General features: G+C 63.0%; 17 protein-coding genes. 15 read left to right on the top strand and 2 right to left on the bottom strand.

Annotated features, from left to right (window positions below; genetic code table 11):
• Positions 1–29: 29 nt before the first annotated feature.
• The 10 genes from C0Z18_RS07210 to C0Z18_RS07165 all read left to right on the top strand — a co-directional run bounded on the left by C0Z18_RS07210 (position 30) and on the right by C0Z18_RS07165 (position 10,497).
• On the top strand, positions 30–1,154 hold the full coding sequence (locus C0Z18_RS07210) for a TIGR03032 family protein (protein ID WP_102644705.1): 1,125 nt from the start codon (positions 30–32) through the stop codon (positions 1,152–1,154).
• A gap of 243 nt (positions 1,155–1,397) precedes the next feature.
• Positions 1,398–3,056 carry a ShlB/FhaC/HecB family hemolysin secretion/activation protein gene (locus C0Z18_RS07205; protein ID WP_102644704.1) on the top strand — a complete coding sequence of 553 codons (1,659 nt, stop codon included), beginning with the start codon at positions 1,398–1,400 and terminating at the stop codon, positions 3,054–3,056.
• A 79-nt stretch (positions 3,057–3,135) separates the two neighbouring features.
• The gene (locus tag C0Z18_RS07200) at positions 3,136–4,911 is read left to right on the top strand and encodes a DUF2341 domain-containing protein (protein ID WP_233217230.1); all 1,776 of its coding nucleotides are present in this window, start codon (positions 3,136–3,138) and stop codon (positions 4,909–4,911) included.
• A 27-nt stretch (positions 4,912–4,938) separates the two neighbouring features.
• A complete protein-coding gene (locus tag C0Z18_RS07195; RefSeq protein WP_102644703.1) occupies positions 4,939–5,349 on the top strand; it encodes an ExbD/TolR family protein in 411 nt (136 codons plus the stop codon).
• A gap of 9 nt (positions 5,350–5,358) precedes the next feature.
• Positions 5,359–6,057 (top strand): energy transducer TonB family protein, encoded by a 699-nt coding sequence (locus tag C0Z18_RS07190; protein ID WP_102644702.1) that lies wholly within the window; start codon positions 5,359–5,361, stop codon positions 6,055–6,057.
• Positions 6,058–6,147: 90 nt separating this feature from the next.
• Positions 6,148–7,959: a putative porin gene (locus C0Z18_RS07185; protein ID WP_102644701.1), complete on the top strand. Its 1,812-nt coding sequence runs from the start codon at positions 6,148–6,150 to the stop codon at positions 7,957–7,959.
• Positions 7,960–7,961: 2 nt separating this feature from the next.
• Entirely contained in the window at positions 7,962–8,636 is a 675-nt protein-coding gene (locus tag C0Z18_RS07180) for a hypothetical protein (RefSeq protein WP_102644700.1), read from the top strand.
• A 64-nt stretch (positions 8,637–8,700) separates the two neighbouring features.
• Positions 8,701–9,294, top strand: coding sequence for a YbjN domain-containing protein (locus C0Z18_RS07175; RefSeq protein ID WP_102644699.1), 594 nt, complete (start codon positions 8,701–8,703; stop codon positions 9,292–9,294).
• Between the two features lie 22 nt (positions 9,295–9,316).
• A complete protein-coding gene (locus C0Z18_RS07170; RefSeq protein ID WP_102644698.1) occupies positions 9,317–10,060 on the top strand; it encodes a hypothetical protein in 744 nt (247 codons plus the stop codon).
• 20 nt (positions 10,061–10,080) lie between these two features.
• Positions 10,081–10,497 (top strand): hypothetical protein, encoded by a 417-nt coding sequence (locus C0Z18_RS07165; protein WP_233217220.1) that lies wholly within the window; start codon positions 10,081–10,083, stop codon positions 10,495–10,497.
• Between the two features lie 7 nt (positions 10,498–10,504).
• Here the strand turns inward: C0Z18_RS07165 and C0Z18_RS07160 are convergent, their stop codons facing one another.
• Positions 10,505–11,149 carry a TetR/AcrR family transcriptional regulator gene (locus C0Z18_RS07160; RefSeq protein ID WP_102644697.1) on the bottom strand — a complete coding sequence of 215 codons (645 nt, stop codon included), beginning with the start codon at positions 11,147–11,149 and terminating at the stop codon, positions 10,505–10,507.
• A gap of 182 nt (positions 11,150–11,331) precedes the next feature.
• Between C0Z18_RS07160 and C0Z18_RS07155 the strand changes: the two genes are divergently transcribed.
• Genes C0Z18_RS07155 through C0Z18_RS07145 form a run of 3 tightly spaced genes read left to right on the top strand, consistent with a single transcriptional unit; the run spans position 11,332 to position 16,981 of the window.
• Entirely contained in the window at positions 11,332–12,498 is a 1,167-nt protein-coding gene (locus tag C0Z18_RS07155; protein ID WP_102644696.1) for an efflux RND transporter periplasmic adaptor subunit, read from the top strand.
• Between the two features lie 3 nt (positions 12,499–12,501).
• Positions 12,502–15,579: an efflux RND transporter permease subunit gene (locus tag C0Z18_RS07150; RefSeq protein WP_102644695.1), complete on the top strand. Its 3,078-nt coding sequence runs from the start codon at positions 12,502–12,504 to the stop codon at positions 15,577–15,579.
• On the top strand, positions 15,572–16,981 hold the full coding sequence (locus C0Z18_RS07145) for an efflux transporter outer membrane subunit (protein WP_102644694.1): 1,410 nt from the start codon (positions 15,572–15,574) through the stop codon (positions 16,979–16,981). The genes C0Z18_RS07150 and C0Z18_RS07145 overlap by 8 nt, the downstream gene beginning before the upstream one ends.
• A 38-nt stretch (positions 16,982–17,019) precedes the next feature.
• Here C0Z18_RS07145 and C0Z18_RS07140 read toward each other — a convergent pair whose 3' ends face one another.
• A complete protein-coding gene (locus C0Z18_RS07140; RefSeq protein ID WP_102644693.1) occupies positions 17,020–17,712 on the bottom strand; it encodes a LuxR C-terminal-related transcriptional regulator in 693 nt (230 codons plus the stop codon).
• 449 nt (positions 17,713–18,161) lie between these two features.
• Here C0Z18_RS07140 and C0Z18_RS07130 point away from each other — a divergent pair, with 449 nt between their 5' ends.
• Entirely contained in the window at positions 18,162–18,488 is a 327-nt protein-coding gene (locus C0Z18_RS07130) for an antibiotic biosynthesis monooxygenase (RefSeq protein ID WP_102644691.1), read from the top strand.
• Between the two features lie 81 nt (positions 18,489–18,569).
• Entirely contained in the window at positions 18,570–19,817 is a 1,248-nt protein-coding gene (locus C0Z18_RS07125; RefSeq protein WP_102644690.1) for an FAD-dependent monooxygenase, read from the top strand.
• Positions 19,818–19,819 lie beyond the last annotated feature (2 nt).

Genomic DNA, 19,819 nt, shown 5'->3' with positions numbered 1-19,819 from the left:
ATAGGCCGACGCGGGGAGCCGACCGATCGATGGACGAGCATCAACCCGACGCCTTGGAGTTGGCGGACGACGCGGCGCTAATCAATCTGCGCGATACCGGACGCTTCCTAGAAGTGCTCGCTTCGCTCAAATGTTCGTTGGCATTGAGTCGAAGACCGTCGGGCGTCGCCTTGCTCGGCGTGGAAAACGGAATACCGACCCTGTCCGCGTGCGTGTTGCCGCGTTCGATGGGGATGACCGTATCGGGCAATCGGCTGGCGGTCGCGACGATTCATGAATTGATGATGTTCGCGAACGTGTCGACCCTCGCGCCGCATTACCCGGCGAGGCCGGGCTATTACGATGCGATGTTCGTGCCGCGCATGACGTATTACACGGGCGATCTCGATTTGCACGACATGGCGTTCGACAAACAGGTCGTGCTTGCCGTCAACACGCGCTATTCGTGCATCTGCGTGATCGACGGCTATTTCAATTTCACGTCGATTTGGCAGCCGCCTTTCATTACCGATTCGCTGCCCGACGACCGCTGCCATTTGAACGGCATGGCGTTGCATGCCGGAAAAGTCCGTTTCGCGACGGCGCTCGGCGAGTCCAATGAGCCGTTCGGATGGCGGGCGAATATGGCCGGCGGCGGCATCCTCATGGAAGTCCCTTCCGGACGTATCGTGGCGCGCGGCCTTTCGATGCCGCATTCGCCGCGCATCATCGGCGGCCGCCTGATCGTACTGGAAGGCGGACGCGGGCAGGTATTGCAGATCGACCCCGGCACGGGCGAGAAACGCGTCTTGGCCAGTTTGCCCGGATTCCCGCACGGCTTGGCCGAATACGGCGGCGTGTTGTTCGTGGGTTTGTCCAAGCTGCGCGAGAAGCGCGGGCCGCAGGGCCTGCCGATCGAGCGGGAACGGGAAAAACTCGTCGCGGGCGTGGCCGCGCTCGATGCCCGCACCGGTGAAGTGCTGGGCATTTTGCAGTTCTACAACGGCGTGCATGAGGTGTTCGACGTGCAGGTGATGCCAAATGTGCTGCGCGCCGAGATTCTGAGCCCGAACGAGTGGCGCGAGACGCCGTCGATCGCGACGATGACGAGCGGATTCTGGCAGACGCGGCCTCGAGAAGAAGACGAGGATGCCAACGCCGAAGGCAAGGCGTGATCGTCATGCAACGAATCGTGCGGGTTACGCGTACGCGTTCCGTCTTGGTTATTGAGTGTCTAGCCGGTCGGCATCGAAGCAAAATCAGTCACTAGCTTTTCGTTAGGAATACTAACCGATAGTCACGCGATTGCAACATCGTTATGCAGGTACGGTACGAAGGAGGCGCGAGCAGATGCAGACGTCTTTTCATAGGCTGACGAACCGGCGCGGCGAGGAATCGAATGAAAAGGGGAATGGCGCATGCCGCCGAGAGTTGACGGGGAACCATGCGGGCGCAAGTGGTCGCGGCACTGCCGGTGGGCAGGGGTTGCCGTGATGACGGGGCTCGGTTGGGCGGGGGGCGCTCAAGCGCAGGATGACGGCGGCGCGAGGAGCGATGCCGCCGCGCATGCGAGTGCGCCGCGCGTTTTCGACGTGAACGAGTTCATCGTGCGCGGCAACACGACGTTGACCGGCTTGGATGTCGAGAAGGCCGTGTACCCGTTCGAAGGCCCGGGCAAATCGCTGGCGGACGTCAATGCCGCGCGCGACGCGTTGCAAAAGGTGTATCAAGACAAAGGCTATCAGTCGGTCGTCGTCGAGTTGCCGCCGCAAGAGGTCAAGAACGGCGTGATCGTGTTGCAGGTGGTCGAGGCGAAGGTGGGGCGCGTGCATGTGGAAGGCGCGAAATACGATTCGCCGCTGCGCATTCGCGACGCGGTGCCTGCGCTCGCCGAGGGCAAGGTGCCCGATTTCGGCGCCGCGCAGCAGCAACTGGCGGACTTGAATCGTACGGCCGACCGGCAGGTGATACCCGTGCTCGAACCGGGGGCGATGCCGCAAACGGTCGATGTCGATCTGAAGGTCGATGACCACAGCCCCATTCACGGCACGATCGACTTGAACAACGACAATAGCCCGGGCACCTCGGCGCTGCGCACGAGCGCGACCTTCAGCTACTCGAACCTGTGGCAGCTCGGGCACGTACTGTCGGGCACGTATTTGATCGCGCCGCAGCATCCGAACGATGCGCGCGTGTTTTCGTTCTCGTACTTGGCGCCGCTGCAGGACTCCCACTGGAGTTTGCTGGCCACGGTCGTGCATTCGGACAGCAACGTCGCGTCCGTGGCGGGAACCAACGTGCTCGGAAAGGGCACCACCTTCGGCTTGACGGCGATCTACACGTTGCCGGCGACGGATACCTACGCCCAATCGGTCAGCGTGGAAATCGACCGCAAGCATTTCGACGAAACCGTCAGCGTGGCGGGTGAAAACTCGACTGTTCCGCTGACCTACGTCCCCGTCACGCTGGCCTACAACAGCCAACTGAGCCTGAAGCAATCGCAAACGAGTTTCAGCGCGGCGCTGACGACGAATATTCGCGGCGTGGGCAGCGATTGGAGCACGTGGGATAGCAAGCGCTACAACGCGCAGCCCGATTTCCTGTACGGCAAGTTCGATATCGACCACACCCAACATTTTTCGAACGACATGCGGGCCCGCGCGCACGTCAGCGCGCAGTTGGCCGATTCGCCGCTCGTCTCGAGCGAACAGTTTTCGGCAGGCGGCATGAATAGCGTGCGCGGCTATATGCAGGCCGAGGACACGGCCGATAGCGGCGTGATCGGCTCGTTCGAACTCGTGAGCCCATCGGTCAGTAAATGGCTCGGTAAGACGGTTGGCGGCCACGTCGGCGAGTGGCGCTTCCATGCGTTCGTCGATGCCGCGCACCTTTGGTTGCTGAGCCCGCTGCCGGAGCAGACGTCGAGCTTCAACTTGTTGAGCGTCGGGTTGGGCACGCGCATGCAGATGCTCAAGTACGTGAGCGCGGATTTCGAAGCAGGCTGGCCGCTCAAGCCTGGGGGCTACACGCGGCGCTATAGCCCGCGATTCGACTTTTACGTGCGGCTGGGTTTTTGACGGCGGTTCAGATCAATGCGTGCCGGCCCGCGCCGGCGCGGTCCACTCGGGGGATATGGTGAAGCGAGCACTGGTGTTGATGTTGACCGCACTGCTGGGGTTGTTGCCCGGCGTGGCGAACGCGTGGTGGCAATCGGATTGGTCGTACCGGAAGGCGATTACGATCGATATGAGCCCCAAGGGCGCGAACGTGACGAATTTCTCGGGGCGCATGCCGCTTTTGATCCGGCTGCACTCGGGCAATTTCCAGTTCGACGGCCTGGCCGACAACGGCGGCGACATTCGATTCGTGGCGGCGGACGACAAGACCCCGCTCAATTACGCGATCGAACAGTACGATCCCGTGCTCGGCGTCGCGCTGATTTGGGTCGATGTGCCGGCCATGCCGGCCGGCGCGGCACAGTCGATCTGGATGTACTACGGCAACAAGAAGACGGCCGATGCGGGCAAAGCCGCGCAAGTCTTCGATCCCGATTACACGCTCGTCTATCACTTCGACGACGCGGCGGGCACGCCGCCGAAGGACGCGACCGCCTATGCGAACAACGGCCGCAATGCCACGTTCAAGACGATCGAGGATGGCATCGTCGGCAAAGGCGCGCGCTTCGACGGCACGAGTACGCTGGCGCTGCCCGCGTCGCCCTCGCTCGACGAGGCGGCCGGCTCGAGCTTCACGTTCAGCGCGTGGGTCAAGCCGGCGGCCCTGGGTCCCAACGTATTGCTCTATAGCAAGCGCGATCAGAGCGGCGCATTGCTGATCGGGCTGGACAACGGCGTGCCGTTCGCGGAAGTCGATGGCGGCGCCGCGCCGGTCCGCACGCCGGCGGGCACGGCGATCGCGGTCAACCAATGGAGCCATCTCGCGGTGACGGCCGACGGCAAAGCGCTGACCGTCTATGTCAACGGCAAGGAGATCTCGCGGATCGCGGCGGCGTTGCCGGCGCTGACGGGCGCCGCCGCGGTGGGCGGAGACGTCGGCGGCACAGCGGGCGCCTTCACGGGCTACAACGGCGCGCTCGACGAACTGCGGCTCTCGAAGGTCGCGCGCCCGGCCGAGGCGATCGCACTCGAAGCGCTGTCCGAAGGATCGGAATCGAAGCTCGTCGCTTACGGCGCCGACGAAAAGCAATCGGGCTTCGGCTTCGGCTATTTCGGGGTCATCGTGCATTCGGTGACGATCGACGCGTGGGTCGTCATCGGCATCTTGCTCGTGATGGCGGCCATCTCGTGGGTCGTCATGTGGACGAAGGCGCAATACGTCGGCACCGTCGATAAAGCGAACGACTTTTTCGTTCAACGTTTCCGCCAAGTCGCGGGCAAGCATCTCGTGGGCCTCGCCCACACGGCGGAGGCGAGCGACGAAGGGCGCAAGCTGAGCAAGTCCTCTTTGTATCGGCTCTATAAAGCCGGCGTGGCCGAAATTCACAGCCGCGTGGACGATAACGGCCGCACGGTCATCACTTCGGAGTCGATCGAAGCGATTCGCGCATCGATGGATGCCACGCTCGTGCGCGAGAACCAGCGGCTGTCGAAATCGATGGTGCTGCTGACCATCGCGATTTCGGGCGGCCCGTTCCTCGGCCTGCTCGGCACGGTGGTGGGCGTGATGATCACGTTCGCCGCGATCGCGGCGGCCGGCGACGTCAACGTCAATGCCATCGCGCCGGGTATCGCGGCCGCGTTGCTCGCGACGGTCACGGGGTTGTTCGTCGCGATCCCCGCGCTGTTCGGCTACAACTACCTGCTCATTCGCAACAAGAACGTGACCGCGAACATGCAAGTGTTCGTCGACGAATTCGTCACGCGCCTCGCGGAAGCGCACCGGGCGCCCGATCACGCGTTGCTGGCGGACTGAGCGGACTGAACCCAAGCGGAGGACATCATGCAGGTTCAGGACGACGACAAGCCGTACGACGACATCAACATCACGCCGATGCTCGATCTGGCGTACGTGCTGCTGATCATCTTCATCATCATGACGACGGCCTCGGTGCAAGGCATCAAGGTCGATTTGCCGAAGGCGAGCTCCTCGGCCAGCCTGGCGAAGCCGAAGACGAAAGCGATCACCGTGGCCGATTCGGGCCAAGTCTATCTCGATGCCTATCCGGTCACGATGGACGAGCTCGAAAGCCGGCTGCGCACGGAGAAGGCGAGCAACCCGGATTTTCCGATCGTGCTCAAGGGCGATTCGGCCGTGCAATACCAAAAGGTGATGGACGTCCTCGATCTGCTACGGCGGCTGGACTTGTCGCAGGTCGGGCTCGTCACGGGCCGCGCGAAGCAAGGCGGATAGGGGCCGACGATGGAGATGGCATATCAGGGCGGCCCGCAACGTAAAGGTGTGCTGCGCTACGTCAAGCCGATCGCGATCGGGCTCGTTTTCGTCGGTGTGGCCGCGCTTATTTGGCACTACGCATCCGATACGGCGGGCGTGAAGCGCGTCACGGCCCCGCAGGTCACGACCGTCATCCCGTTGCCGCCGCCCCCGCCGCCGCCGAAACAAAAGCCGCCGCCCGAGAAGGTGAAGGAAGAGACGAAGACCCCGGTCGATAAGCCGACGATCGCGCCGAAGCCCGCGGAGGCGCCGAAGCCGACCGATAACCAGCCGAAGCAAATGACGATGAATGCGCCGGCGCAAGCGGGCACGGATAGCTTCGGGATTGCCGCGGGGGACGGCTCGGGCAGCGTCGGCAGCGGCGGTGGCGGACGCTTCGGCAACGCGAGCTACGCGCAGTACATGGTCTACGTGCTGCAGCGGGCTATCGAGCAAGACAAGGGTGTGCAAGACGCGGGCGGCGCGCGCTTCACGGGCAGCTTCAACTTGTGGATGGACGCCTCGGGACACATTACGAAGGTCAGCATCGCGCAGTCCACGGGCGACGAGAAGCTCGACGCGGCGGTCGTCGCGGCCATCGAGGCGATGGGCAAAGTGGACGAGGCGCCGCCACCGGCCACGACCTATCCGGTGCTCGTGAAGCTGCAAGGACGCAAACCGATATAACGCGACGCCAAGACAGCGGGCGCGGACGACGAGGCACGGCTCGAGCCACGGGCGATGCCGACAAGCACAGCAGTTACGCGGAGAGATTTGATGATTCGGAAGACACATCGACGGGGTCCCCGGCACGCCGGCGCTCGCACGTTCGCACCGCCGCTTTCGCGGGTGAGCGCGACGCTGCTTACACTCGGGCTCGTTTGCGCGGGTAGCGTGCAAGCACAGTCGCTCGAGACGCAAGCGGCAGCGGGCAAGGCGGCGCCGACGGAAAGCACGGTGATCAACTTGATCAATCTTCTGGTCAAGCGCGGCGTCATTACGCAGGCCAACGCGAACGACTTGATCCGCGAGGCGCAAGAGGAAACCGCGCAGGTGAAAGCGGCGAGCGCCACGCGTGCGCCGGCGGGCGCGGCCGTCGTGAACGCGCCGACGCAACCGGGGGACGTGGCGGTGCCTTACGTGCCGCAAGTCGTGCGAGATCAGATCAGAGACCAAGTCAAGCAAGAGGTCGTCGCTCAAGCCAAGGCCGAAAACTGGGCGTTGCCGAACACGTTTCCGGACTGGGTGTCGCGCTTCACGCTCGACGGCGATCTGCGCGTGCGCGACGAGTACCGCCTCTTCGGGGCCCGGAACGCGAACAACGTGACGAATTTCATGGCGATGAACCAGGGTGGCGGGTTCGACGTCAACTCGAATACGAATAGCGTGCAGGCGCCGACGCTGAACACGACGGGCAATCGCAACAACCTCGAACGGTTCCGAGCCCGCCTGGGCGTCACGGCGCAGTTGTCGGAGCAGTTGAAGGCTGGCATCGGGCTTGCCTCGGGCAACGACAACGGGCCGGTCTCCACCACGGCAACGGCGGGCGGGGGTTTCTCGAAGAAGAACATTTGGCTCAACAAGGCATTCTTTTCGTACCAGCCCACGCCTTGGCTAAATGTCCTCGCGGGTCGCTTCGACAATCCGTTCTTCTCGTCGGATTTGCTGTTTTCGAACGACCTTGAAATGGACGGCCTGGCGGCGCGCTTCGAGCGCACATTGCCGTCCAATCGAGACGTGACTTTGTTCGGCACGCTCGGTTTGTTCCCGATTCAATACACGGTCGACAACTTCCCATCGAACAGCGTGCAGAAGGTGGGCGGGGATACGAAGTGGATGCTCGGGGCGCAGTTCGGTGCGAAATGGAAGATCGACGAGCACAACACGGTCAAGGGTGCGATCGCCTATTACGACTTCCAAAACCTGCGCGGCACGTTGTCCTCGCCTTGCGCCCTCTATGCCGGCGTGACGAGTTGCAGCACCGATAACGAAGCCCCGACGTTCATGCAGGGCGGCAATACGCTGCTCGCATTGCGCAACATCGTTCAGAATCCGAATCTTGCGCCGGGCGCGACGCCGGAGCCGCAATTGTTCGGGCTCGCCTACAACTATCGCTTGCTCGACTTGAAGGGGCAGTGGGATACCGTCGTGGCCAATCGGCTGAAGCTGCGTTTGGACGGCGAGTACGTTCGAAATCTCGCCTATAACGAAGACAAGGCGTTCAGCGCGGCCTCGTTGCCCGTGAACAATTACGACTCGACGTCGATCAATGCCACGCGCAACGACTATCGTAGCGGCCCGAACGGCTACTTCGCAAAAGTGACGCTGGGTGAGCCCGAGCCGAATTCGAAGGGGCAGTGGAATTTCTCGCTCGGCTACAAGTACTTGCAGCCCGATGCGACGCTCGATGCGCTCAACGATCCGGACTTCCATCTGGGCGGGACCAACGCTCGCGGCTATATCCTCAGCGCGGCATACGCCGTGGCTCGCGATACGTGGCTTTCGGCGCGGTACCTCAGTGCCCGTGAAATCTACGGGCCGCCCGAATCGATCGACGTGTTGCAACTCGAGCTCAACGCGAGATTCTGACCATGAAGACGGTTCGCCATTTCGCCATCGCGGCGCACGTCGCCGGTGCGCTGCTTTACGCCGGCGGCGCGCGCGCGCAGAGCATCGAAGACAAGCTGCGTGCTCAACTGCGCCTGACGATCATGCAGTTGCGCCAACTGCAGGACACCCAAACGCAGCTTCAGACCGACAAATCGACGGCGGAACAGCAGCGAGACAGTGCGCTTGCGCAGGTGAAGGCGCTGCAAGCGCAATTGGGCACGACGCAAGGGAGTTCGGGCGCGCTTGCGGCTGCCGACCGCGCGCTCGCGCAAGAGAAGGCCAGCCATGCGCAAGATGCGCTCCAACTATCCAAGATCAAGACGGCGTACGAAGCACTGGTTTCATCGGCACGGGCAGCGGAAACCCAGCGTGCCGCGATGGCAAGCTCGGTTTCCGAGCGAGACGGCCAGTTAAAGGCCTGCGAAGCGAAGAATGCCGATTTGTATCGTGTCGGGCATGACATTCTCGATGCCTACGAGCACGTCGGTTTCGGCGCGATTTTCCGCACTCGTGAGCCTTTCGCGCAACAGGCGCGCGTGAAATACGAAGAGATCGGGGAGCGCTACGGTGACGCGCTATATGCCGATAAGTACGACCCGGCGGCTCATGCGCCGCAAAGCGCATCGAGTGCTGCTGCGACGGCCGCTCGCCCATGAGTCTTCGCATGCAACGGGTGCCGAACCCATCGTCCTTTTAAACAACGTCTTTGAGGAACACACAATGAACGAGCAAGCGACGAATGCCGGCGGCAACGCCCTCGGCCACGAAGGTTGGATCGAAGCGATCGGCATCGAGGAGCTTGCCGATCTCTTTCGTGCTTCGGGCTACCGCGTGACGGCGGCCGAGCAAAACGGGATCGTCCAATTGATGAGCGCAAGCCAAGGGATCGGTTTTGCCGTACGGTTCGGTAACGTCGCGTCGGCCATGCTCGACCCGCAACCCGCCGACAGCGCACAGCCTAATGCGGTGCGCTACCTCGATTACACCCTGAGTTGCATCATGCAAGTGCAGGGCGAGTTGCAGCTAGAACTGGTGGCTAGCTGGAATCGCACCAAGCGCTTCGCAAGACTGGCAAGCCACGGCGCGTTTCTCGCGCTCGAGATGGACGTCGTGGTCGCGGGCGGCGTGAGCGCGCGGCACCTGCGCTCGACGATCGAGCTATGGGACCGGCTGATTCAAGAGTTTTTGCTTCATCTTCGCAATCGTCCCGCGATGGCTGCGCAGGCGGCATCGCCCGATGCGGCCGCCGATCAGCAGGAGAGTTCGGCGCCGCCGCCGCAAAACGATACGTCCTCGGCCGCCACTCTGCAATGAGCGATCGATTCGCGAGGGCACGATGACGAGGCAGCGGGCGCAGGTCATACAAGGCGTCGAGCAAAGCGGTTGCATCTCCTATGAGGGACGGTTTCCCGGGCATTGCCCGTTGTGTCTCGGGCCGCTGGTACTTGTACCGGATATGCCGGGGCATGCGCGGCATGCCCACGCCCGCCAAGCCGCGCAATGCGTGCTGACGACCGATCACTATCAGCCGCTCGACCTCGCCGGGCGGGTACAGCGCAACGTGCGGCTCGCCACGGCGAACCGGCGGCGCTTCGCCGAAGACTGGGAGCGCCATTACGCGCTGATCAAGCACCTGTGCCCCACGTTTAGCATGGCCCGCATGACAACCACGCTGTCCTATGCGGAAGTGCTCGGGATATGGTCGTATGCGAAGCTTCGCGAGGAAGCGATCGCGCCGCTTTTGCTTGCGCTTGCCGGCTTCATGCGATTGAGCGTTCCCGCCGACCTGCGGGATCCTCCCCACAAATCTATCCGCTGGCTGCGTTTTTGGTTCGATGCCAGCGTGCGCGATATCGGCGATTTATGGGCGGCTCGCTCCGACACTCCCGGCTTTTTCCGTATCGAATACAGCGAGCCTGAAGCGACGCCGTTTCCAACCGGCAGACACGTGATTCGATGGACGATGTTGCACGATATGGCGTCCATGTGGGGCAACCTCGGAAACGGACATGGCGCGCACGTGACGCCGGCCGAGCGCAACGTATTCGAGCGCTTTTTCAAGCAGTCGCGGGACATATGAGGACCAACGAGGAGCGGGCAATGACATCGGCAGGCTTGGAATCGAATGGGGCGGATGCGGGCGCCCGCAGCAAGCGGGCCGTCGCGTTCGGCGCGGTGCTGGCCGCCTTCTTTCTTCAGGCGTCGTTTAGCACGGCGCTTGCGCAGACGAGCGGCTCGGCGGCAACGGCTGCACCCGCGAAAAAGTCCGTGTGTGTCGATGCGCAAGTCCAAGGGCAGCGGGCGCTGTCCTACGACTGCCTGGCCGAGCAACTGAAGGCGAAGCCGGTTGCGTCTTCCGGGGCATCGCAAAGCGCGGCCGAGGCGCTGGCGAAGTCGCCCTCGAATCGGCTAGGTACGTTCAATCTATCGACCGAACGCAATCGCTTCGGCTCCAATTGGGGCAAATCGGCCACGCCGCAACGGCCCGCGCCGCCGGTCGTCGTGTCGCCGAAATGAGCGCCGCCTACGCGCTTCCCCGTTCGAAGCCGACGAGATGATGCGCAAGCGCGACGCAAGCGCGCTGCGCCGAAAGCGGTTCCTTACCGGCGAGGATGAGATCGTCAATCACGCCCAGCACGCCTCGGAATAAAAACGTTGCGCTGACATGAGCATTCGGCGAGCGCCACACGCCTTGCGTATGTCCGCGTCGAATCAACGCCGTCAAGTCGCGCATGAAAGCTCGGTCGGAAGCCGTCCAACGCGGCGACTCGGGACCGAACACGACATCGTGCAGCGGCCCCATCGCGACATAGCCCTCCGCCGCAGCCTTTACCCACGCCTCCAATCGACGGGGCAAGTCGTCGGGGTTGCAGGCGGCCATCGCCTCGTCGATATGCGCCTGGAACGTGTCGATCACGCTCTCGCGCAACGCGACCAGCAGCGCCGCCTTCGATTCGTAGTGGTGATAGAAGGTGCCTTTCGCGGTCCCGGCCAATAAAACGATCTCATCGACGGTCGTCTCCTCGACGCCTTTCGCGACGAACAACGACGCAGCCGCATCCAGAAGCTTCTTGGCGCTGCGCAGCCCGCGCGGCTGCGATCGCCGCTGGCTGGCGGGTTCGGCGCCGGTTATTTCCTTCGTGGTGGACGTCAAAAGCGTTTCTCGCATCGATATCGGTTGATGTTACGCGCGACGGCGGCAAGTACCGGTTACGCACGTCGCATAGTTTATCGCGCTGCCATGCACCCGAAGCAGCGGGGCAAACCGTCACGTTGACGAAACCGACCGTTAGTCGAATAATGGCGCAATACCGACTGATAGTCGGGTTTAATTCATGCCGGGAGTCCGTGATGAACGAACATTCGCCGAAAGGGGCGGCGACGCCCGCGGTGCGGGGCACGTCGTGGAAGGCGCTCGTCGGAACCGCGCTCATCGTGCTGGCGATCGCGGCCGCACTTTGGTTTTGGCGCACGAGCCGGGCGGCTTCGTCCGGTTGGTCATCGGGCGGGCCGATCGACGTTGCCGCCGTGACAGTGAAAGCGGGACCGGCGCCCGTCAGCATCGACGCCGTCGGCGAGTTGCGCGCGGTGCGGCAGGTGAGCGTGGCCAATGAAATCCCAGGCCGTATCCGCGAAATCGGTTTCGAGTCGGGGCAGCGCGCGAATGCAGGTACGCCGTTGATTCAGCTCGACGATTCGACGGAGCAGGCCAATCTCGTCGCGGCGAAAGCGAGCGCGATCTTCGCCGATCAACAATTGAAGCGGGCCAATGAGTTGTCCGCCGTCGGCGCCACATCCAAGGAGCTGTTGCAACAGCGGCGGGCCGAGCGCGATCAAGCCGCCGCGCAAGTACAGCAAATCGAAACGCGCATCCGCAAGATGCGCGTGCGCGCCCCGTTCTCGGGTGAACTAGGGCTGCGTAAAGTCGATCTCGGGCAGTACGTCAACGCCGGCGACCCCATCGTCACGCTGACGGATCTGAGCACGCTGTACGTGAACTTCGACGTGCCGCAACGGCAACTCGATCGCCTGCGCATCGGGCAGCGCGTCACGGTCAAGGCCGATGCGCTCGACGGCGCCCCCCAGCAAGCCGCCATCGACGCGATCGAACCGCAGGTCAGCAACGACACGCGCAACGCAACCGTCCAAGCCTCGCTGAGCAATAAGACCGGCGTGTTGCGACCCGGGATGTACGTGAGCGTCGCCGTTGCGCTGCCGCCCGAGCCCGACGCGCTGATGGTACCGGCGACGGCCGTCATGACGTCCGCATCCGGCAATGCGGCGGCCGTGATCCGCGCCCTCACGGCCGGACGCACGGGCAAGGCCGAGATCGTGCCTATCACCACGGGACGCCGTATCGGCGACGAGGTCGTCGTCTTGGACGGCTTGAAGCCGGGCGACGTCGTCATCACCGAGGGACAACTGCGCGTGCGGCCCGGCGCCGCGGTGCATATCGTCGACGAAACAGCGAACGGCCCGACCGGCAAGACGAGCAGCGCGAACGCCACGGGGGGCTGATCGATGAAATTCACCGACTTGTTCATCCAGCGCCCGATTCTCTCGGTCACGCTGAGCTTGCTGATCCTGCTGACCGGTATCGCTTCGCTCGTATCGCTGCCGACGCGCGAGTATCCGAAGATGGAAAGCGCGACGATTACCGTTACGACGCTGTATCCGGGCGCGAGCCAGGAAGTGATGCAAGGCTTCGTGACGACGCCGATCGCGCAGGCGATCGCATCCGCGAACGGGATCGAATATCTGACGTCCACCTCCACGCAGGGGCGTAGCGAAATCAAGGCGAAGCTCGTCTTGAACGCCAACGCCGATCGCGCCATGACGGAGGTGCTCGCGAAGATACAACAGGTGAAATACAAACTGCCGCGCGACGCCTACGACCCCGTGATCGGCAAGGTGACGGACGGTGTTTCGGCGGTGCAGTACCTCGCGTTCGTCGGCGACAAGGACAAGATCCCGCAAATCACCGATTTCATCACGCGCGTCGCGCAGCCGTTGATCACGTCGGTGCCCGGTGTCGCGTCGGCCGATATCGTCGGCGGACAAACGATCGCGATGCGGCTGTGGGTCGATCCCGTCAAGCTCGCCGCGCATGGCTTGACGGCTGGGGATTTAGCCGATGCGCTGCGCGCCAACAACGTTCAGGCGGCACCGGGTGCGCTCAAGGGCGCCGGCACGGTGGTCCCGATCACGGCCGCCACCGACATGCGCAGCATCGCGGGCTTTAGGGAGATGGTGATCAAGCATGGCGCCAATAGCGTCGTGCGCCTCTCCGATGTCGCCACCGTCGAGATCGGCGGCGAAAACTACGACAGCAGCTTCTTTTATAACGGCGCGCCGTCGGTCGCCTTGGCGATTTCCCCCACGCCCGACGGCAATCCGCTCACCATCGTCGCCGGTGTGGACAAGCTGCTGCCCGATCTGCAACGCGCGGCCCCACCGGGGCTGAAGATCGTCAACGCGTTCGATACGGCCAGCTTCGTCAACGCGTCCATCGAGGAAGTCATCCATACGTTGATCGAGGCCATCGTCATCGTCGTGCTCGTCATCTTCCTGTTTCTCGGCACGCTGCGCGCCGTCGTCATCCCGATCGTCACCATCCCGCTCTCGCTCGTGGGAACGGCGGCACTGATGCTCGTCTCCGGGTTCTCGCTGAACTTATTGACCTTGCTGGCGATGGTGCTCGCGATCGGGCTCGTCGTGGACGACGCGATCGTCGTCGTCGAAAACATCCATCGGCACATCGAAGACGGACTCTCCCCGGCGCGGGCCGCGTTGCTCGGCGCGCGCGAAATCATTTGGCCCGTCATCGGCATGACGATCACGCTGGCGGCCGTCTACGCGCCGATCGGGCTCATGGGCGGGTTGACGGGGGCTCTTTTCAAGGAATTCGCGTTCACGCTCGCTTGCGCGGTGATCGTTTCCGGCGTCATTGCGCTGACCCTTTCGCCGATGATGAGCAGCTTTTTGCTCAGCGCGAAGTTGAGCGAAGGCTACTTGGCCAAACGCGTCGAGCAGCTCGTCCAGGGGCTCACGCGGCGCTATAGCGGCTTACTCGCCCGCACGCTCCACGCACGCGCGGCCGTCTTGCTCGTCTGCGTCGCGGTGCTGGCGGGGATCGTCTTCATGTTTCTCGGCGTGCAGCGCGAGCTCGCGCCCACCGAGGACCAAGGCTACGTGTTCGTGCAGACGAAGTCGCCGCAGTACGCGAACGTGCGCTACACCGAGCAGGTGTCGCAGCACGTCGAAGCGGTGTTTCGACGGTTCTCGGACTACCACAGCAGCTTTCTCTATAACGGTAGCGACGGGCAGAACAACGGTTTCGGCGGCATCGTGCTGAAACCGTGGTCAACCCGCGCGCAATCGGCCGGTCAGGTGCAAGCCGCGTTGAACCAAAGCAGCGCCGGTATCACGGGCGCGTTCGTCACGGCATTTCAACCGCCCGCGTTGCCCGCGGGAAGCGGTGGGCTTCCGGTGCAAATGGTCGTGCGCGCGCCAACGGATTTCACGACGCTGTATGGCGCTATGGAGGGCATCAAGGGCGCGGCGTGGGGTAGTGGGCTCTTCGCTTTCGTCGATAGCGACGTGGCGTTCGACAGCCCGCAAGCACACATGACGATCAATGCGACGAAGGCCGGAGAGATGGGCATTGCGATGTCGGACATCGCATCGACGTTGGCTACGTTGGTCGGAGAAAACTATATCAATCGCTTCAATTGGTTCGACCGTTCCTACGACGTGATCGCGCAGGTACCGCAGCGCGACCGGCGCGCGCCGGGCGACCTGACCGGCTATTACGTGCGCGCGCAATCGGGCAAGCTCGTGCCGCTCTCGACCGTCGTGGACGTGCAGGTGGCGCCGGCGGCCAACCGGTTGCCGCAGTTCAACCAAATGAACGCGGTTACGTTGTCGGGCGTGTTGCTGCCCGGCGTGACGATGGGGCAAGCGGTCGATTTTCTCGAGCGGCAGCCGCTGCCGCCGGGCGCGAAGATCGATTGGCTCTCCGATAGCCGTCAGTTCGTCACCGAGGGCAATCGGCTGACGCTCTCGTTCTGCTTCGCGCTCGTCGTTATTTTTCTCGTCCTGGCCGCCCAGTTCGAAAGCCTGCGCGATCCGCTCGTGATTCTCGTGACGGTCCCGCTCGCCGTATGCGGCGCGCTCGTGCCGCTATGGCTCGGCTTCGGGACGCTGAACATCTATACGCAGATCGGGCTCGTTACGTTGATCGGGTTGATCTCGAAGCACGGCATCCTGATGGTTTCGTTCGCGAACGATATCCAACTACGCGAAAAGGTGGGGCCGGCGCAGGCCATTCTGAAAGCGGCCGTAATCCGGATGCGCCCCGTCTTGATGACGACGGCCGCCATGGTGACGGGTCTCGTTCCGCTTCTATTCGCGGGAGGGGCGGGAGCCGCGAGCCGCTTTGCGATCGGGATCGTCGTCGTGGCGGGCATGCTCGTGGGCACGCTCTTTACGCTGTTCGTGCTGCCGACGATCTACAGTTTGATCGCGAAGGATCACCGTGAGCATGCGTTGTCGACGCGGGCAAAAGAACTCGAGCGCGAGGTGTCGAGCCATGCGTAACCCGCGTATCGCATTGACACCCGCGTTGATCGTAACGCTGTTGGCCGGCGGCTGCGCGGTCGGGCCGGATTACGTGGCGCCGAAAGTGCCCGCGAGCGCAGGCGGAGCATTCTTGAGCACGAACGATGTCGCGACCGCCGCGCCGCTGCCGCATGACTGGTGGCGGCTTTACGACGATAAAGATCTCGATGCGTTGGTCGAGCGCGCATTCTCGGCCAATACCGATTTGCGCGTCGCTGTGGCGAACCTCGAGCGCGAGCGGGGCGTGTTGTCCGAAGTCGATGCGGCTCAATTTCCGTCCACGCAGTTATCGGCGTCGAAGTCTTACGGTAACAATGCGTCGTCTTCGAGCCAGGCATTGCCGTTGCCGCAAAAGCAGTGGACTTCGTCGGGCGCGTTCGCCGTGTCATGGGAGATCGATCTGCTGGGCCGCGTGAGGCGAAGCGTCGAAGCCGAGCGCGCCAACGTCCAAGCGGCCGAAGCGGCGCGCGACGCCGTGCGCGCCATGGTGGCCGCGGAAACGACGCGCAATTACGTCACGGCGTGCTCGCTCGCCGAATCGGTTGCCGCAGCGCATGCCTCGATCGGTATCGCACGCGAGACGCTCACGCTGACGCAACGGCAGGTCGACGCGGGCGCGGCTTCGTCGTTCGACGCGCAGCGTGCGGCGGCCTCGCTCGCCAGTACCGAAGCCAGCTTGCCGCCACTCGAGGCGCAACGCCGGAACGCGTTGTTCGCGCTGGCGGCGCTCGTCGGTGGGACACCGGCGGACGTGCCTGCCGCAGCGGCCGCCTGCTCGCACCCGCCGAAGCTTGCCGGACCGATTCCCGTGGAAGACGGCGCGGCGTTGCTGCGACGCCGCCCGGATGTGCGCCAAGCCGAGCGTAAGCTTGCAGCCGATACCGCGAGCATCGGCGTAGCGGTGGCCGATTTGTACCCGCGCTTTTCATTAAATGGAGCGGTGAGTTACCTGCGCGGGGGCACGTCGAGCGGTAGCGCGCAGACGCCCGCTTGGACCTTCGGCGTGGGCCCCGCGCTCAGTTGGAGCTTTCCGAACATCGGCGTGGCGCGCGCGCGCGTGAAGCAGGCGAGGGCGCAAACCCAGGCGTCGCTTGCAAGCTTCGACGGCGCCGTCTTGACGGCCCTGCGCGAGGTCGAGCAAGCCTTGACGAGCCTCGGCGCCGAGCAGCGGCGCTATGCCTCGCTCGAGGAGGCGGACGCGCGTTCGCGCCAAGCCTATGAGCTTGCGAACGACCGCTATCGGGCAGGCAATATCTCCCAGCTCGAACTGCTCGACGCGAGCCGCGATCGCGTGGCGGCGCAAGCTGCGTTGGCCGATTCGGCGGTGTCGTTGAATGCCGCACGCGTGAATTTGTTCAAAGCGCTGGGCGGCGGCTGGTAGGTAAGGCGGCAGGGCGAGCGCCCGGCCTTGGCGGCGCGTCAATCGACGCCGAACAACGTCGCCGGCGTGATATAGAAATAGCCCTTTTCGATGGCCTTTTCGATCAATTCCGACTTCGATGCCACCGTGAACTTGTCTTTCAAAGCGTCGATGTGATGCTCGACGGTTCTGACCGAAATCGAGAGCAGGTCGGCGATGCGGCGGGCCACGCCGCCACGTAGCAGAAAAAACAAGATTTCGGTTTCGCGCGGCGTCAAATCGATGTCGCGCTTTTCCCCGTTGATGACGAAGCTGCCGCGCGGCATCGTTTTCGATCGCCCATGGGGTGCCTCGCGCACGAGTTTCAGCATGTTGCTATTGATATCCGTGATATCGGTGCCGTGCATGAGTACGCCGCGTGCGTTCGTTTCGCAATCGACGAACGGCCTCTTGACGACGAGGTAGGCTTTCACGCCGATCTCCCCGGCGTGATAGATGTTGATGCTGCGCACGGTGGCGCCGCGCTCCATGACGAATCGATCCTGAGCGACATAGCTATCGTCGTACGAACCGAAAGCCGCGGGCAAATCGTGATGCCGAAGGCCGAGCATCGGGACACCCTCATCCAAACCCATCGACTTCTTAAATGCCGTATTCCCGTAAAGGAAGATCGATCCTGCGTCCTTGCAGGCGCAAACGCCGGGTATCTGATCGATCAAGCTTGAAAAGGCCGGGCTGATCAAATCGCTCATGATGCGTTTCTCCCGAATGGTTCGAACAAGACGTCGCACGTGACCGATTGCGTGAACAGCACATTATGCTCGATCCGTATCGATTATTCACGGCGCTTATCTTGAGACTTGCGGCAATGGAATGAGAATATAGACAAGTTCGATCGCGACGGGTTCGATCGTCGCATGCATATATCGCAATCGTATTGGCGCTTTTCACGGCAAGCCTATTTCCAATGGGTAGAAAGTACGGAAGCGGCGGGCGGCGCCGGACGCTATCGTCACGGCAAGAGTGTCGTAGAGCCGAGGCATCGGCGGTGATGCGCCGCAAAGCGCCGAAGCTCGCGATTCTCTTATCCCTTCTTTCAGCAAGCAGTGCTTTTCCGGAGGGCGGGTATGCGGCGCCGAGCAGTGGGCGCCAAAGCGATATCGTTCCCCGGAAGCGGCACGATTTTCCCTAGGAGCCATTCATGTCGAAGAACGAAGCGGTCATCAGCGCAGGAAAAGGCGTCACGTTCGTGAACATCATCGAAGTGTCGCCCGAGAATCAAGCCAAGGTGATCGACGTGCTCAACGAAGGCGTCGAAAAGGTCATCCGCCACAAGGACGGTTTCATCTCGGCGAGCATCCTCGCAAGCAAGGACGGCACGAGCGTGATCAACATCGCGCAATGGGAGAACCCCGACAACGTGAAGGCCGTCCGCGAAGATCCGGCCGCGCAAGAGTACGTCAAGCGCACGGCGGCGCTCGCGAAGGCCGCGCCGAATCTGTATTCGGTCGTCTCGGTGCACGCCTGACCGATTGTGTAGCGACGCGGCGGCTCCGCACTCTCGGGGCGGGGCCGCCCCCATCCGATTCGCGACTATCGGCGCCAGATCATGACAGTCACCATAGACACCGAGTTTTTGATCGCAGGAGCAGGCATCGGCGGGCTCACGGCAGCGTTGTCGCTGCATGCCCACGGCGTTCATGATCTGCTGATCATCGAAGCAGCGAAACGCATTCGCCCCCTCGGCGTGGGCATCAACATCCAACCGGCAGCGGTCGCCGAACTCTATGCGCTCGGGTTGAACCGGTCGATGGAACGTTCCGGGATCAAGACCGAGCGCGTCGCGCACCTGGACGAGAAAGGCAAACTGCTGTGGAGCGAGGCGCGCGGTTTGCCGAGCGGCAGCCCCTATCCGCAGATCTCCATTCACCGCGGCGTGCTGGAAATGTTCCTATTGCGCGCCGTGAAGGCTCGGCTCGGGCAGCATGCCGTGCGAACCGGGACTCGCCTGGTTTCGTTTCATGAAGACGGCGATCGCATCGTGGTCGTCGCGATCGATCAGTCGACGGGCAACGAAGTGCGGTTCCGGGCGAAGGGATTGATCGGCGCGGACGGTATTCATTCGGCCGTGCGCGCGCAGCTCAAAGGCGACGGCAATGCCGTCAAGCGCACGCCCATCACGATGTGGCGCGGTGTGACGCAGTGCGAGCGCTTTCTCGACGGACGCACGATGATCGTCGCGAACGACGTCTATTCCACGCGCCTGATCGCGTATCCGATTTCGAGCGAGCATGAAAAGCGCGGCACGGCGCTGGTCAATTGGGTTTGCATGGTATCGGCCGATACGCGCGTGCGGCTTGATCGCCCCGATTGGAGCGAGACGGGCAAGCTCGAGGACATCCTTCCGTTCTTTTCGCACTGGCGCTTCGATTGGCTCGATATCGACGCGCTGCTCAGCGGGAGCAACACGATCTTGCAGTACCCGATGGTCGATCGCGACCCGCTCGATCGATGGGGGCAGGGCAGGGTCACGCTGCTTGGCGACGCGGCGCATTTGATGTATCCGGTCGGGGCCAACGGCGCCTCGCAGGCGATTCTCGACGCCTCGGCGCTCGCCTTCGAGATTTCGAGTCGCAAGGACGTGGAAGCGGCGTTCACGCATTACGAAAATGCGCGGCGGCCCGTCACGAGCAAGATCGTGCTGGAAAACAGACTGAGGGACCGCACCGAACGCACGCTAGCCGTAAGCAGTTCCAACGACGGAGAAAAGGCCATCGTGGTCGAAGGCATGGTGAGCCGCTACAAGCAAAACGTCGAAACGCAAAAAGCGCATCAATCATCCACCGAGGGACAATGATC

Origin of the sequence: Trinickia dabaoshanensis (genome assembly GCF_002879885.1) — a bacterium.
GTDB classification, from domain to species: Bacteria; Pseudomonadota; Gammaproteobacteria; order Burkholderiales; family Burkholderiaceae; genus Trinickia; species Trinickia dabaoshanensis.
The sequence above is the reverse complement of the archived record's forward strand: the minus strand, read 5'-3'. Positions and strand labels throughout refer to the sequence as shown.